Source organism: Chryseobacterium sp. CCNWLW53, assembly GCF_037083525.1.
Classification (GTDB): domain Bacteria; phylum Bacteroidota; class Bacteroidia; order Flavobacteriales; family Weeksellaceae; genus Chryseobacterium; species Chryseobacterium lathyri.
Genome location: NZ_JBAOJR010000002.1, coordinates 550,982 through 566,565 on the forward strand (window position 1 = coordinate 550,982; position 15,584 = coordinate 566,565).

The 15,584-nt window shown below is 36.9% G+C and carries 18 protein-coding genes; 7 read left to right on the forward strand and 11 right to left on the reverse strand.

Annotated features, from left to right (window positions below; translation table 11 throughout):
* Window positions 1-46 precede the first annotated feature (46 nt).
* The 3 genes from V6R96_RS07485 to V6R96_RS07495 form a co-directional block, all read right to left on the reverse strand.
* Complete coding sequence (locus V6R96_RS07485; RefSeq protein WP_223559225.1) at window positions 47-196, reverse strand: hypothetical protein; 150 nt, start codon at window positions 194-196, stop codon at window positions 47-49.
* Between the two features lie 186 nt (window positions 197-382).
* The gene (locus V6R96_RS07490) at window positions 383-466 is read right to left on the reverse strand and encodes a hypothetical protein (RefSeq protein WP_336378703.1); all 84 of its coding nucleotides are present in this window, start codon (window positions 464-466) and stop codon (window positions 383-385) included.
* An 8-nt stretch (window positions 467-474) separates the two neighbouring features.
* The gene (locus V6R96_RS07495; RefSeq protein WP_336378540.1) at window positions 475-771 is read right to left on the reverse strand and encodes an SDR family oxidoreductase; all 297 of its coding nucleotides are present in this window, start codon (window positions 769-771) and stop codon (window positions 475-477) included.
* Between the two features lie 53 nt (window positions 772-824).
* Here V6R96_RS07495 and V6R96_RS07500 point away from each other — a divergent pair, with 53 nt between their 5' ends.
* Window positions 825-1,175: a helix-turn-helix domain-containing protein gene (locus V6R96_RS07500; RefSeq protein ID WP_336378541.1), complete on the forward strand. Its 351-nt coding sequence runs from the start codon at window positions 825-827 to the stop codon at window positions 1,173-1,175.
* Window positions 1,176-1,323: 148 nt separating this feature from the next.
* Here V6R96_RS07500 and V6R96_RS07505 read toward each other — a convergent pair whose 3' ends face one another.
* A complete protein-coding gene (locus V6R96_RS07505) occupies window positions 1,324-2,043 on the reverse strand; it encodes an AAA family ATPase (protein ID WP_111955007.1) in 720 nt (239 codons plus the stop codon).
* Between the two features lie 1,159 nt (window positions 2,044-3,202).
* On the opposite strand from V6R96_RS07505, the gene V6R96_RS07510 reads away from it, so the two are divergent.
* Window positions 3,203-3,538 carry a multidrug efflux SMR transporter gene (locus V6R96_RS07510; RefSeq protein ID WP_223559227.1) on the forward strand — a complete coding sequence of 112 codons (336 nt, stop codon included), beginning with the start codon at window positions 3,203-3,205 and terminating at the stop codon, window positions 3,536-3,538.
* Window positions 3,539-3,717: 179 nt separating this feature from the next.
* Here the strand turns inward: V6R96_RS07510 and V6R96_RS07515 are convergent, their stop codons facing one another.
* Window positions 3,718-4,689 carry a DUF6268 family outer membrane beta-barrel protein gene (locus V6R96_RS07515; protein WP_336378542.1) on the reverse strand — a complete coding sequence of 324 codons (972 nt, stop codon included), beginning with the start codon at window positions 4,687-4,689 and terminating at the stop codon, window positions 3,718-3,720.
* Between the two features lie 3 nt (window positions 4,690-4,692).
* A complete protein-coding gene (locus V6R96_RS07520; RefSeq protein WP_336378543.1) occupies window positions 4,693-5,121 on the reverse strand; it encodes a hypothetical protein in 429 nt (142 codons plus the stop codon).
* 192 nt (window positions 5,122-5,313) lie between these two features.
* Between V6R96_RS07520 and V6R96_RS07525 the strand changes: the two genes are divergently transcribed.
* Window positions 5,314-6,390, forward strand: a complete 1,077-nt coding sequence (locus tag V6R96_RS07525; protein WP_336378544.1) for a histidine kinase — start codon at window positions 5,314-5,316, stop codon at window positions 6,388-6,390.
* On the forward strand, window positions 6,387-7,112 hold the full coding sequence (locus tag V6R96_RS07530) for a LytTR family DNA-binding domain-containing protein (protein WP_111955017.1): 726 nt from the start codon (window positions 6,387-6,389) through the stop codon (window positions 7,110-7,112). Before V6R96_RS07525 ends, V6R96_RS07530 begins: the two co-directional genes overlap by 4 nt.
* A 1-nt stretch (window position 7,113) precedes the next feature.
* On the opposite strand, the gene V6R96_RS07535 is transcribed toward V6R96_RS07530, so the two are convergent.
* Together V6R96_RS07535 and V6R96_RS07540 are read right to left on the reverse strand one after the other, a co-directional pair.
* Entirely contained in the window at window positions 7,114-7,740 is a 627-nt protein-coding gene (locus V6R96_RS07535; RefSeq protein ID WP_336378545.1) for a class I SAM-dependent methyltransferase, read from the reverse strand.
* 175 nt (window positions 7,741-7,915) lie between these two features.
* Window positions 7,916-8,650: a DNA-formamidopyrimidine glycosylase family protein gene (locus V6R96_RS07540; RefSeq protein WP_336378546.1), complete on the reverse strand. Its 735-nt coding sequence runs from the start codon at window positions 8,648-8,650 to the stop codon at window positions 7,916-7,918.
* Window positions 8,651-8,720: 70 nt separating this feature from the next.
* Between V6R96_RS07540 and V6R96_RS07545 the strand changes: the two genes are divergently transcribed.
* Window positions 8,721-10,076 (forward strand): deoxyguanosinetriphosphate triphosphohydrolase, encoded by a 1,356-nt coding sequence (locus V6R96_RS07545; RefSeq protein ID WP_111955093.1) that lies wholly within the window; start codon window positions 8,721-8,723, stop codon window positions 10,074-10,076.
* A 60-nt stretch (window positions 10,077-10,136) separates the two neighbouring features.
* Here V6R96_RS07545 and V6R96_RS07550 read toward each other — a convergent pair whose 3' ends face one another.
* Complete coding sequence (locus V6R96_RS07550) at window positions 10,137-10,484, reverse strand: DUF4377 domain-containing protein (protein ID WP_223559234.1); 348 nt, start codon at window positions 10,482-10,484, stop codon at window positions 10,137-10,139.
* Window positions 10,485-10,620: 136 nt separating this feature from the next.
* Between V6R96_RS07550 and V6R96_RS07555 the strand changes: the two genes are divergently transcribed.
* Entirely contained in the window at window positions 10,621-12,642 is a 2,022-nt protein-coding gene (locus V6R96_RS07555; protein ID WP_336378547.1) for a hypothetical protein, read from the forward strand.
* A gap of 143 nt (window positions 12,643-12,785) precedes the next feature.
* Complete coding sequence (locus V6R96_RS07560) at window positions 12,786-13,241, forward strand: lipocalin family protein (protein WP_336378548.1); 456 nt, start codon at window positions 12,786-12,788, stop codon at window positions 13,239-13,241.
* A gap of 103 nt (window positions 13,242-13,344) precedes the next feature.
* Here the strand turns inward: V6R96_RS07560 and V6R96_RS07565 are convergent, their stop codons facing one another.
* The gene (locus V6R96_RS07565; RefSeq protein WP_111955027.1) at window positions 13,345-13,698 is read right to left on the reverse strand and encodes a DUF962 domain-containing protein; all 354 of its coding nucleotides are present in this window, start codon (window positions 13,696-13,698) and stop codon (window positions 13,345-13,347) included.
* Between the two features lie 125 nt (window positions 13,699-13,823).
* Complete coding sequence (locus tag V6R96_RS07570) at window positions 13,824-15,500, reverse strand: APC family permease (RefSeq protein WP_111955029.1); 1,677 nt, start codon at window positions 15,498-15,500, stop codon at window positions 13,824-13,826.
* Window positions 15,501-15,584: the final 84 nt, after the last annotated feature.

A 15,584-nucleotide genomic window follows, 5' to 3' on the forward strand; every position in this document is an offset into this window, starting at 1 on the left:
GCACCCGTTTGATTTTCAAACGGGTGCTTTTTTTATTATTTATCTGCTACCTTCTTCGGGAGCTGTAGGCTACAAGAAGTGCTACAGCCATGGTGCCAAAAGTTACCATTGAAACTGTTTTAATTGATGCTTCACTATCGTTTACCTGTGATGTACTATGATCTTTATCACACGAAGACAAGAATACTACTGTCATGAATAGACAGCCCGAGAATAATTTTTTAATCATATAGGTGTATTTGTTTGGTTTTAAAGATTTTATGATCAAAAAAGATACCAATTAACCTATTTGGATAATAATTCTGTATGTGATAAATAGTAAATATTAGATTGTATTGTATCAATATAAAACGGGAGAAATGCGGATAATTATACTATTGATTTAAATCGTGGGTGTTGTTCCTCCGTCAATAATATATTCGGTTCCTGTGAGATAACCAGCTCTTGGTGAGACCAGGAATCCTATGAGTTCAACTACTTCTTCAGGTTTTGCGGTCTTCCGTAAGGAATTCCTCCCAGTGCATCCATTACACTCTGTGCAGCCTGTTCTACGGTACTTTTGTTACTTTCAGCAATCCGTTCCATCATTCTTGTAGAAGCTGTAGTCATGATCCAGCCGGGTGAAACAGTTAATACCCGGACTCCTTTTGGAGTAACTTCGTTGGATGAACTTTTGCTGTAATTCAGTAAGCCTGCCTTTGCAGTGGCATAGGGTAGCGTAAATTTCCGAAGTATCTTCATATCAGGCAATAAGGGAAAATCGAATTGCATGGGGATTAATTTCCCCTATTGTACATTTTAGAACATTGGGCTAAATTTACAGTATGTATGAAAGAAAAATTCCTTTGAACTTAAATTGCGGCCTTGACCTGATCGGTGAAGTGCTGTACGGAAAATGGAAGATCCGTTTGCTTTGGTTTATTAATGAAGGTTATCAACGCCCGAGTGAACTGCAACGCAAAATTCCCGATGCTTCAAGGCGGGTGCTGAATATTCAGCTGAAAGAACTGGAAGAACACGAACTGGTTTCAAAAATCATTTACGCCCAGCTTCCGCCCAAAGTAGAGTATTATCTTACGGACTTTGGAAAGACACTGATTCCTGTTATTTCTGCACTGGGAAATTGGGGAGATCAGCATGAAGAGCGGCTACGGGAGGTTATTTTGAAGAGATAGGTGAGTGGTAATGATTTACCGTGGAAATTGAACCAAGGTTGCTAAACTATGTTAGCTTACTGTTTTTCTTCATTATTTCTGCCCGCTTTTTCACAGGCTTTTTTTATTCTCTCATTGATGATCCTAAGATTGTAGAGGATGTCTTCTTTCATGGCTGTGTGATTTCTCTGGCTTCCAGTTTTTTAATTAAAGCTGATTTTACCGATGTCAAAGCATGATCTTTCGCTTCAGCAAAAGAAATATTGTACTTACGGTGTATATTTTTCAGGTCTTCCGGGAATTTTGACAGGAGATCATCATAAAAAGTATCGAGAAATTCAGCGGAAGGCATTTCATAGCTGATTTTCAGCTGAAAGCGCCTCAGTAAGGCAGTATCAATGATTTCTGCGTGATTTGTAGCACAGATTAAAAGAGCATTTTCAGGATAATAATCGATCAGCTGGATCAACGTGTTCACCAGTCTTCTCATTTCGCCTACATCCTTATCGTCGCTCCCTCTTGCTTTCCCAATTTGGTCCAGTTCGTCCAGAAAAAGGACAGATCTTTCCCTCGCCGCTTTATCAAAGATCATTTTAATATTCTGGGAAGTTTCCCCGATTCGGGACGAAACGATATTGCTCAGGTTTAAAATCAGGATATTTTTACCCAAAGCATTGGCAACGGCCTTGGCAGTCATGGTTTTTCCGCATCCGGAATTCCCCTGCAGGAGGATTTTATTATTTACCGGAAGACCATATTCCTGCAGCTCTTTTACATAAGTATGTTCTTTAATGAGCTGTACCAGCTGAGCTCTGTTGTCGTTACCGAGAAATACGTCATTGAGGGTTACCTCCTCTTTATCCTGAATGATGAGATTATACAGATTCATGTTATAATTTAAAAATAATTCTTATCTGTACAAAGATAAAGCTTTATGGAATGATGAGTGAAGTCTGAATCAGAATTAGCAGGTAGTCCAGAGCAGGGAAGAGTAGAATATTGAATAGGAACGGGCTAAAGCCTGTTGGCCAGATGTTACAAGAAAAGCCGGACTATTGGTTCGGCTTGACTATTTGGGATATATAAAATTTGCTATGAATTCAGTTGAAGGGATATGTTTTTTGGGCTCTTTTACTCCAGTGAGTAAAAGAGCAAATCTGACTATTCAGATTAAAAAACATAAACAATACAATTAATATAGATGTTCTATAGGCTTTCCTTAAATAGAACTTAGTTTCTTTCCTCTCTTTTTACTGTCATAAAGTAAGAAGCAAATACTACTACACATGTTGCGATACCGATGTAAGTTATCATTTTTTGTTTTATTTAATTATTTGACTTTATTTTATCAATTTTATAATTGCAATATTACAGTTTTCAAATCACGTGCCAAAGCAAATAATTATGATGTATATCAGTATGTTAAGTGTAATGATTGTTAATTTTAACAGGCTTTTTGTTTATAAGAAATTAATATATTTTTATGAAATTATTACTATATTTATTGTCTTATCTGTAAAAAATTAAAAAATTGGCAACTGTTTCAATGCTTCTATATTGGACTTGATAAAACAAAAAATTAAAAATGCTGTGCATAGCATTCACTTTTCATTTGGGTTTTGAACGTCAGATTTTGGGGAATGGATGAATTATTATGTTAAGAAAATTTATTTTTCAGGAGTGAATTTTGTGCTTAAATTTTTAAAGCCTGACTAATTTTATGACAGACGTTTGTAAATTTTGTCACATGTATTGGAAATAATGACCGATTGAAACAATTACTGTCAGACATTTTTAAAGAGGATAAGTTTTATTTTTGTAAATTGTTAATAATAAACACCCTGATGGATATTCACCAGCAAGGGATATTAATAAAAGTATTTTCTTAGAGTATTTTTTCCTTCATACTCATTAACCAGGGATATAATAAAAATGAAATAGAAGAAGTTAGATAACATTAGTAATACGGAACAATAATGTTGATTTTATTGGTCAGTTTTCAACGTAAAGAAACAGCTTTTCCTTATTTTTGTAAAAAACAAGCCTGTATGGGACGCAGTTATATATTCCTTGCATTAGCGATCATATTTGAGATCATAGCAACAACTTTTCTTAAAAAATCTGAAGAGTTTTCAAAGCTTTGGCCTTCTGTAATTACGGTTATTGGATATGCTACTGCATTTTATTTTCTGAGCCTGACCCTACGCCAGATCCCTGTCGGAATAACCTATGCAATTTGGTCCGGAGTGGGGATTGTCTTTATTACACTCATTGGTATTATTGCTTTTAAGCAGGTGCCGGATCTGCCTGCTATCATAGGAATTGCACTGATCGTGATTGGTGTGATTGTTATTAATGTATTTTCAAAAATGGGAACGCATTGATTTTTTAATTAAGATTTAAAGATTTCAGACATTAAATTGAGTATGGGTTTAAAATGGGTTTTAAAGCTGAGCTTAGGATAAAGTTCAGCATAGTCATTTAAGGGTTTAGTTTAAAACCAATTCAAAAATTCTGGTTTTGCTTTTCCAGGAACTCTTGAATGGTTTTCAGAAATTTGAAATTATTTTGCTCTCGGCTTTCCAAACGGATTATAAGATACCCCGATATTGAAATAGAATGAAGGTTTGTAGCTGGCTTCAAAAATATAATCTTTAAAAGATTCCTCCTTATCAAACACTCTTGCCTGCGGAACTGCCCTGATCCCGGTTTTTAAAGTTCCTATAAAATTACTGCCGAGATTATGTTCATAAATAGCCCCGGAATTGATTTCCAGCTGCCGAAATTCATAAGTTCTGGTATTCCGGTAAATATAAAATGATGTATTCTCCATTTCTGTTCCCAGGGAAATCCTGCCGTTGGCAAAAATATCCTTTCTGATCAGTAACTTTTTAGGAAGAAGAATATCCAGTACCCAACCGTTGTTGAATCTGTTTTCATAAGTAAATATCGGAAGTAAAGGAATCTGCGCGCTGGGATCAATAAACCCGGCCAGGCCCACCAGCATTTTTGTCTTTGGAGTAGCTTTTAAAACAACAGAAGCAGTCAGCATCCCTCTGATTCTTTCAAAATGCTGGTCGCTTCCATCCACTGAAGCAGTGGCGGTATATATTGCTGTTTTATTGAATAATTTTGTAAAATAACTCAGGTTGACCGCTTCGGAATGATAATGATAATCATTCTTTTTATCTGTTTCGGATAAAACCGGTGCTTCCATATTGAATGCTGTATAACGGTAATTCAGGGTAGTACTTAACAGCAGGTTTTTCTTTTTGATGAAATAAATATTGGCATTGGCTTTTAGCTGCTGGAAGCTTTTCACCTTGTTGTCAGGTAAATCCGCCCCCTGAAGTTTCGAAGAGAATTGATAAGGTGTAGTTACGGTATAATCAATATTAAGATCGCGGGTCTGTGGAAATTTATCAGCAAAAAATGCTCTTACTTTCAGCGGAATGCTGTCTCTTTTTTGGGCCGAAGCAATATTCTTTAAAGGAAGCATGGCAAGTGGAACAAAAACTTTTCTCAGTGTTTTCATAGTTTATTTTAAAGTATGGATGACAGATTGGAAAAAATGGAATACGAATATTTTGTCATAAAATATCTCTAGACTATTCTCAATAATAAAATCAGTATGACGGAACGTATCGGAAACAGCATCTTCCTCCACGAAGACAAACCAGACTTCTTTAAGCAGGTTCCGTCTTTTGTACTCCTCAAAGGCATTCCAGTCGAACGGGGCAGAATGTTTAAGATTATAAAATAAAATTCCTTTTCTGATACCATTTTCTTCTACGGTATTAATAGGATGTTTAATGTAGTTTAAAATCCTGATTTCCGAATGATAGCATTCTGCGAAATGATGCAGGTCGATCATCTGTATGATCTTCTCTTCTTGCTGGGATTCTGTCATATAAAAGCATTCTGAGGTTATTTCTTCTGTGAGTTCCTGAAAAACGGCTAATTCCATAAGCATAAAATTCAGGGCAAAGGAAGACAGAATAATAGAGCAGGAATTTTTTTTTATACCAAACCGCTTCTATTTTATACGAAATCCTTATACTTTATAATTCGTATAAAAAAATGCAGGGTTTGTATAATATTATAGAGACTTCTTGCGTTATTCTCTATTTTTGTTCCGTATTAAACCCGGCAGAATACTATGAAATACAGCGCACTAAAATTTAAGGAAACACTTGTCATGGACTTTCTGGTTGAAGACCGGTTTAAGTTCCGCAGGCACCTGCTGTTCCTTATTTTCTTTTTCTTCCTGCTGTACAGCGCAAGATTCTGGCATTGGTATTCCGGAATTTATCAGTATTATGTTTTATTGTTTGTATATGCTATACTGATTGTAATGGTATATATTAATATCTATGTTCTGGTGCCAAAATTTTTCTTTAAAACAAAATATATTACTTATCTGATTCTTCTGGTGCTTATGGGAGTGATCGGATTGAATATGATAGGCAATGGTTTTAAATTTTTTTTTGAAGATTTCAGAGTGGAAAATATTAAGAAGGAAGGGGAGAAAGGCAGCATCTATGAAGGGATATTAATGTGCATCCCGATTATTTTGACCACAACTACAGTGAAGCTGCTTCAGAAATGGATCAATGATACCAAAAGAATAACCGAGCTCAACAATCTTACCCTACAGATGGAGCTGAATGAACTCCGCAACCAGATCAACCCGCATTTTCTCTTTAATATGCTGAATAATGTAAAAGCATTGACCAGAACAGATCCTGAAAAAGCATCCGCAGTAATTGTTAAACTTTCAGAGTTTTTAAGGTACCAGTTGTATGAAAATGGAGAAGAAAAAACCCTCCTGACTTCGGAAATAGATTTTCTGTCCAATTTCCTTAATCTTGAAAAAATAAGAAGAGAAAATTTTTCCTTTGATATTAATGCAGAAACAGAAGGCAGAACTTTAAAAAGTACTTTTATTCCTCCCAACTTATTTACCACTTTTGTTGAAAATGCTGTAAAGCACAGTGTAGATATCAGCAGTAAAACATCGTATGTGACAATACATATAAGTGTTGAAAACAGAAGTCTCCATTTCACCTGCACCAATTCAATGAATCCAAGCCTGACTATATCCAGTACAAATTACAGCGGTCTGGGACTTGCCAATATTAAAAGAAGGCTCGAGCTCCTCTACGGAAACACCTTCAGCCTGGAAATCATTTCCGGAGAAAAAGAATACACCGTTAACTTAAAAATTCCTGTATGAACTGTATTATAGTAGATGACGAACCTTTGGCAAGAACAGAAATGCGTTCGCTGATTAATGAAACATCAAAAGCTGAAATCCTGGGAGAATTTTCAAATGCTCCTTCAGCTCTGGATTTCCTTAAAACAAATGATGTAGATCTTATCTTCCTGGATATCGAAATGCCAATGGTAACCGGGTTGGAATTTGCTGAAATGCTTCCCAAAAAGTCCCTGATTATTTTCACCACAGCCTATGCCCAGTATGCCTTGAAAAGCTATGAACTGGAAGCTGTAGATTATCTGCTGAAGCCGATAGATGCCAAAAGACTGGATAAGGCTATAGAAAAGGCTGTTCTTTACACAGAGCTTTTATCCAAAGACACCGTAAAAAATACAGTAGAGTCCAATACGGCAGATTTTTTATTCATCAAAGCAGACCGGAGATTCTATAAGATCAGCTTTTCAGATATTAAATTTATAGAAGGTTTGAAAGACTATGTTGTCATCCACACCAGGCAGCAGAAACTCATTACAGCCATGAACCTGAAAACCATCCACCAGAAAATTTCGTGGGAAACCTTTCTTCGCGTAAGCAAATCTTATGTAGTCAATTTTGATTTTATTGATTCATTTGATAATCATAATATCTATATTGATGAATCTGAGATTCCCCTGGGTGAAGTCTACAGATCCGATTTTTTCACAAAATATGCCGGTGGATTTCTGAATTCTGAGGGATAGATTACCGCTTTCGTCCTGTAAAACGGATCACAGAACCTGTTCCGTTATGAAATAAGCCTTCACTGAGTTCTATTTCTTTTTCTTCCAGCTCTATAATATCATAATTGGGAAAATCAGCTTTGATCTCATCCATTGAGAATAACGACCCAATATCTTTGGGGCCGCCAACCTTCTCATTTTTGGTTACATAATCCAGGTGATTTTTGCTGAATGCTTCAAAAATAATAACTCCTCCTTTACGCAGATACCGGTCCAGCATCTGATGAATGGAAGATTTGATTTCAGCCGGAAAGTGTGCATAAATAAGAGCAATGGTATCAAACTGGTCCGTCTGAAAGTTCAGGGCCTCAAGCTCACCAATCTGATAGTCAATCACTACGTTTTGACTATCAGCAAGCCGTATCGCTTTATTTTTACCTTCGTTGCTGATATCAAAAGCGGAAACCTTCCATCCTTTTGTTGCTGTAAAAACAGCATTCCGGCCTTCACCTTCCGCGGGAAACAGGATAGTGCCGGGGTCTAATTTTTCTAACTGTTCTTTTAAATAATTATTGGGCTCTGTTCCGTAAGCGAATTCTTCACTGCTGTACCTGTCATTCCATCTGTCAAGCCATGTATTATCTGTCATTTGTAAGAATGTAAGTGTTATTTGGTTATTTGTTGCTCATCAGTCACTGATGAATCATAGTTTTCATTGAAGACCCAAATATAGGATGTTTCCAGCCGTTTCCGTGAATGGAAAAAGCACTGGTGAAAATAGATTTTGTAAATAGGTTTTTGAAATGAAGGCTGCCGTAAATTTTTTAATAGAGCTTCTGATCCTTTTCGCAGTAGAAGCTTCGCCTTTTTCCCAGTCCCGTCTGTTTCTTCACGAGTTTCTGCCCGCATTTCGGACATGTTGTTTTGGTATGGACGAGCCAGTGTTTCTTTAAAACAAATTCCCGCTTCCATTCCAGGAATTCAAAACTGTAATTTCGGGCTTCAGCGATAAGTTCCTTAAGTTTTTTTGCAGGCAGATTCCCTATTTTGCTTTCCGGCTGAACGCCAATTATGAACAGAACCTCGTTTTTGATAATATTTCCCACACCTGAAAAAATATCCTGATCCATCAGAGCATCACAGACCATCATTTCCGGTTTGGATTTCAGTTTCTTTTCTGCTTTTTCAGGGTTCCATATATCACTCATGACGTCGGCTTCCCAGTCTATCCCGGATAAAAATTCTAACTCTACAGATTTGACGGAACAAGTGTAGAAATAGATGCTTCCGGTTTTGAAATGAATTGACAGGCGCAGGCTTTTATCCGGTTTGGTCTGTTCATCCATACTGTATGATCCGAACATCAGCAAATGAATTCGAATAGCTGTATTGTTTAAAACAAGATATGTCTGTTTTCCGAATGTGCGGATTTCGCGAAGTGTTTGGCCAATCAATGGTTCTTTCTCGAATTTGGCATTGCCTGAAGCTTCCGTTACTTGATGTCCGGTAAACGGCTGCAGGCTTTCTTTCATTAAAATAATGGATGGTCCTTCAGGCATGGCTTTACTTTTCAACAAAAGTTCAAATACTATTCCGTAAAAATAAAATTTGGAGTAATTTTGAAAAATGATGAATTTAAACCAGATTTTCACGAATCAGCGTACAGGAAACAATCCGCATACTAAAGCTTCAAGAACTGATTTTCAGAGAGATTTTGATAGAATTATCTTTTCTTCTGCTTTCAGAAGGCTGCAGAATAAGACTCAGGTTTTTCCTCTTCCCGGGAGTGTTTTTGTGCATAACAGGCTGACACACTCACTGGAAGTTTCGTCAGTAGGCAGAAGTTTAGGAAGCATTATCGGGGAATTTATCTTTGAAACCTATAAAAATGACCTTACGGAAGATTCTAAAAATTTTTATCTTCATAATTTAGGAAATGTAATTGCTGCGGCATGTCTGTGTCATGATGTCGGAAATCCGGCTTTCGGACATTCCGGGGAAGATGCAATTGCGAGCTATTTTGAGAGGAATGAAAAGGATCTGAAGCTGAAATTTAATGAAAAAGAATGGGCAGATCTTGTTAATTTTGAAGGAAATGCCAATGCTATAAGAGTTCTGGCCCAACGTCAGCAGGGAAAAGATGATGGAGGAATCCAGCTTACTTTTTCTACTTTAGCGAGTATTGCAAAATATCCGTGTGAAGCCGTTGCCAGGAAAAAAGGGATCATTCACAGAAAGAAATTCGGATTTTTCCAGAATGAGAAAGATATTTTCCTTGAAATAGCAAAAGCAACGAATCTGATTTTGGAGAATGAAGAACCTTATATATTCAAAAGACATCCTTTCGTATGGCTTGTAGAAGCAGCAGATGATATCTGTTACAATATTATTGATATGGAAGATGCACACCGATTGGGAATTGTATCCACTGCAGACTGTGAGAATCTGTTTTTTGAACTGATCAAATCTGAAAGCAATGATACGGACAGGGTGAAAAATAAGCTGGCTTCCATTTCCAATGAAAATGAAAAGATCTCTTACCTGAGAGCAAAAACGATTAATGCCCTGATCAATAAATCCCTTGAAATTTACAAACATAATTTCGAGAACATCCTTCAGGGAAATCTGGATAACGGGCTCCTGGATATTTATAAATCAGAGAACCGCGCCCTGCAGGACATCGAGGCGTTCTCCATTGAAAAGATTTACAATCATAAAGCCGTAGTAGAAATTGAAAATGCCGGTTACAATGTAATGTATGAACTTCTGGATCATTTTATTCCCTCTATTCTGAAACCTGAGGATGAAAGAAAATCTTACGATAAAAAAGCATTGAAACTGCTTCCGAGACAATTCGTTTACGAAGAAGGAACGGATTATCAGAAAGTACTTGGTGTGGTAGATTTCGTTTCAGGAATGACCGATAACTTTGCAACCGATCTTTACAGAAAGATCAAAGGGATTGATATAGGAATGACAGTTTAATCTGAGCAACAATAAACATTCAAAATAAAAACTCCCGGAATTTTCCGGGAGTTTTGTGTATTATTTCTTGGTTTTGGAAACCTCTTTGATCAGGGTGTATTTTATAGAAGATCCGTCGGCTGGAGGATTGGCGATTTTCTCGGTCTTTACTCTCAAAACGTATTCGTATCCCGGCTCATAAGTAAATCCTTCAATATTTGTATAGAAATTCGTCCAGCTTTCCGATGCTTTTTCTTTTACCTGCAGGCATTTCATTGGGGCTACTCCTGTACAGTCTGCAGTTTCAGGTCCTACGATGAAAGTTTTTTCATCTGCTCCGGCAGTGTTGGCTGTCGTGGTACATTGTGTCATTGCGAATAGTGCTACTGCAGGAACAGCGCTTTTTAGAATGTTTGCGATAATTTTCATAAAACTTTATTTTACATCTTGGTTCCAATTACTGTGCCGAAGTTTTTGACGCAGTTCTTCTATTGTTTTTTATTTTTTAATTATTTAATTTGAGCACTTCTAAAAATTTAACCAAAGACAATTACCAGAATATACTATGAATAATCCAATTCACATTGAAAACTACAAAATTCAGAAACCTGAAGCATGGGCTGGAAATATAGAAGATCATGAACTGATTGATAAAATAAAAGACTCTGAATTTTCCAGAAAACAGATTGATGAAGGAAGAGATTACTGTTATTTTCTTGATAAAAAATATTATACAAGCAATACTGAAAACAGCGAATATGTCTGTATGGCCTATACCCTTAATGAGCCGGTGAATCTGGAGCGGGCTTCTGTTTCGGAGGTTATTGTGGAAGAAAATGAAGTCTACAGTATTCACAGGATCAGTGTTTTGAGAGACGGCGTACTGATCGATAAGATTCCGGATACCAAAATAAAAGTATTGGACAGCGAGAACCAGAGCAGCGGCGGAGTTTTAAGCAGTAATAAAAAGATCAATATTACCATTAAGGATCTGAGGCTTTACGATGTACTGATTCTCGAAGATTCGCGGTTTAAAGCATTTACAGAACGAGATTTTCTGAGAAAAGAATTTTCAAAATATGTCTGGGTAAGTCCGGATAATTACTGGGCATACGGAAACTTTAAGTTTACATTTATCAATGACCGGGAAGAGAATATTGCTTATAAAAAGACTTTTTTCAGAGATGAACAAGGCAATGTTTTGCAGCCGGAAATCCATTATCTGAAAAAAGGGGAGAGGTTCGTTATAGAAGAGGATAATTACACTAATTCAGTAGATGCGAGTCGTGAAATTTTTCCGTTTATAGATTTTGCAACCGAAAACAGCTGGAAAGAGTTGTCCAATTATATTGCTCCGATTTATGAAGAAATGTTCAGCACCTATTCCTTAAAGGATTTTGCGCCCCATCTTGCTGAGAAGCTGGATGCGATTGCTAGCCTGGATGAAAAGCTGCAGTTTGCCATAGAATACGTCCAGAATCATATTTATTATATTTTCAATGCCGATGAGATGAATGGGCATAAGCCTCAGGAACCCTCTGTCACGTACGAGAATAAGCAGGGCGACTGTAAAGCGAAATGTGTTTTACTGAAGGTTATTTTAAATTATATCGGCGTTGATTCTTCGGTAGTCCTTGTGAATTTTCATACCGACTATTATATTAAATATTATCTGCCTTCACTGCTTAGCTTTAATCATGTGGTGGTAAAGATTGACTATAAAGGCCAGGAATATTTTGTGGATGCTACGGTTCGTGATGAATTCGGACTGATAGAAAACCGTGGCTTTATCTACTTTATGCATTATCTCGAAGTGAAACCGGATCAGGTACTTCAGGAAAGAAAATCATATAAATTTCCGTATTACTGTATTGATGAAAAAGTTGAGTTTAACGCTCAGAATACAACGGGTCGTCTGAAATTGACCACAACATATAAAGGAAACCGAGCCAATGCGATGAGAAGGTATTTCAAGACTACCAACAAAAGGGAAATCGTAGACAGCTGGAACAGTTTTCTGTTTTATGGTCTTAATTACTCTGGCGACAGAAACGGAACAGATATTAGAGATATTTTTAAAGATGCCACCATTGATATTGTGAGCGATGATAAAAAACTGAATGAATTCAAGATCCAGTATACCGCGACAGTAGAAAATCCATATTACACAGATCCCCAGAAAAACCGGTTCTTAATGTATTTTGATCGTAATGTCATTAAAACAAGCGCAAGGGATTTTATACATAAAGATCTTCCTTTCTGGCATAACTTTGATAGTGAAAAGTATGAGATAAGTCTGAATACAGATCAAAAGATTGATACCCAGGAAAAATATACCGTCCAGGAAAGTACGATAAGCAATCCTTATTTTGAATACAAAAGCCGAAAGAAAATTACTAAAAATGGGGCTACGGTTTTTATAGAATACAATCCTCTGGTGAATCTTGAAATTCCGCAGGATCAGTTTGAAAAATTCCGTGAAGATCATCATACAATAGCAGACAGTAATTTTGGATTAGGAATTGACATTATCGAACCTGGCCTGATGAATATGATCAAGTTTAACTTTAAGAAAAAGTTTAAATAGATTGATATTTAGTATTTTAAATTTTTATACTTAAAGTTTATATTTAAGATTGATTTTTTATTTTCGGCGGCCGGAGGCCGCCGAAAATAAAAAACTTTCTCTCTCAAAATGTCTCAAATAAAAGAAGTACAATTGTATTAATAATGAATAAAATATACATAGGAATACTGTTTTTAACGGTCAGTTCCTTTCTCAGCGCCCAACAATTAAAGAAAGAGGATATCACAGGATTCTGGAAACTGAAAGAATCCGGCTTTTATGAAAATAAGGAAAAAGTAATTAAGGATTTTGACAATTGCCGCCTGATGAGAAACTATTCCATAAGAGAAGACGGTTTTGCCATTTATAATTATGTAGAAGGAAGCTCGGGAGATTGTATGCCTTCTGAACCCAGGCTTTCGTTTTGGAAGATAGTGGATGACAGGCTTCAATTCTATGTTGAAGGTCAGATTCTTGAAGAAGTAACTGTTACATTTAATAAAGACGAAACGGTTACATTTTCAACATACAGACCGGAACATATCAAGGTGGATGGAGATGCTTTAGCAGAGAAAATAATGAATACCGTTCATTATGATATTCTGGAAAAACAATATTAACTCAACGCTAAAAAACAGGACATTTTTTAAAACTTAAAGGTAATTTAACTAACCCTAAGTATTAGATTCAGGCGGTGACTTTTGTTATTAAAAATAAAGACCCCTACAAATTCCCGGAATCCTCTGTTTCCTTTGGTACAGGAGCTATCCCTCTGAATTTCTGTTTACCTATTAATAGCTCGAAAAACAACCTGAAATCAGAGATCAATGACCAGAGCGGATATTTGAAAGTAGCAGGTTTATTTTTTTCTATGACTGCGTGACTGAACCAGGCAAAGCCATAACCAAAGATCGGAATATACCATAGAAACCGCTCCTTTCCTGAACTGATGACATACCAGATCACAAGAAATACCAGAAGTGTTCCAATGAAATGAAAGATCCTTGTTCCTGTTTTACTGTGCTCGGTAAGATAGAACTGATAAAATTCCCCGTAAGTTTTTATTCTTCCTGACATGGCAATATTAGTTATAGTTTCAGATAAAATCTATGCAATAATTCTGCCGATTTGATGAAAAAATAAAAGGCAAATTTGCTGATCTGCGAATTTGCCTTTTATTATATGTCTTTTATATTGTTTTTTTACGCTGCTTCTTTTCTGAGCTTACTGTTTTTATAACCGTAGCAGAAATAGATCACCAGACCTAAAGCGAACCAGAGTCCAAACCAAAACCAGTTCTCATGGCTCATTCCGGTAAGGAGGTATAAACAGGAGCTTAAACCAATTAACGGAATTAAAGAGAAGTTCTTGATAAAGGTAAAGATACACAGTACCAGGTTGATCAGAATGAAAACAAAGATAGAAGCTTTGAATTCACCTTCTTTAGGATTGCTCCAGTCCATCAGGTTGCTAAAGAATTCCGGTTGCCAGAAATAGAAACCTATTAACCCACCGATAAAAATAACCGGGAATATGAATTTACCGTTAATATAAGGAAGGTGGAATCTGCCTTTGATCTTCTGTTTTGCAGGAAGCATTAAAACTCCGGCGCATACCAGTACGAAAGCGAAGATCGTTCCGATACTTGTGAAATCGAGGATGAATGTTTTATCTGTAAAAAGAATAGGAACCCCTACCGCAATACCCGTAACAATAGTTGCAAATGAAGGTGTTTTATACTTTGGGTGTACAGTTTTGAATTTTTCAGGCATCAGCCCGTCGCGGCTCATCGCATACCAGATCCTCGGCTGCCCCATCTGGAACACCAATAATACAGTGGTAATGGCAACAATAGCTACGAAGGAAACCACAAGTTCCATCCAAGCCACATTGGCGTTCGATTTTTCGAATATGAATGAAAGCGGATCTCCAATACCGTCAAATTTCCTGTAATCCACCATTCCTGTTAAAACCAGTGTTAGAGCAATATAAATTACCGTACAAAGTACAAGAGAGATGATCATTCCTTTCGGAAGGGTCTTCTGAGGATCTTTGGTTTCTTCGGAAAGCACACTTAATGCATCAAAACCTATGTAGGCAAAGAAAACTCCTGATACAGCACTCATCACCCCCGCAAAACCATTTGGCATGAAAGAAGCGACCTGTGTTTCCGGATTTACCGGCGTCCAGTTATCCGTATTGATATAAGCAAAACCTACCAGGATCACTAAAACAATGACCGCCAGTTTTAAAATGACTAAAGAATTATTGAAGTTTTTACTTTCTTTCACCCCAACATAACAAAGCCACGTAATGAGACCGTTGATCACTAATGCAGGCACATCAACGATGAATTTCAAACTGCCGATCAATGGGGCAGATTTCCATGCGCTTAAAAGCTCTTTATTCTCAGAACCGTTCTGAAAAGCTTTTCTTGCTTCCGTATAGCTGCAGGTAAGATAATCGGGAATATGCATTCCCAGACGTTCCAGGAAGCTGGTGAAATAGTCGGACCATGAAAAAGCCACATAAATATTACCAAAAGAATACTCCATGATCAGGGCCCATCCTATCACCCATGCGATCAGTTCTCCGAAACTGGCATAAGCATACGTATAGGCAGAACCGGCCGTAGGAATTCTGCTCGCAAATTCAGCGTAGCATAATGCCGTAAAACCACAGGCAAAACCACAAATCAAATACAATAGAATCACTCCGGGGCCGCCTCTGAAAACCGCTTCACCTAAACTGCTGAAACTTCCTGCTCCAATAATGGCCGCAATACCAAAAAAAACAATATCCCAAACACCTAAAACCCTTAAAAGGCTTGTAGAAGTATCTGTTTCTGAATAGTTTTTCCTTCTAAAAAGTTGATTCATTCAATATTTATTTGAGTTTGAAAAAAAGCAAATGTAATGATTTTTTATTTTGGTGCTGGCTGTAATCATAATATTTCGTTAAAA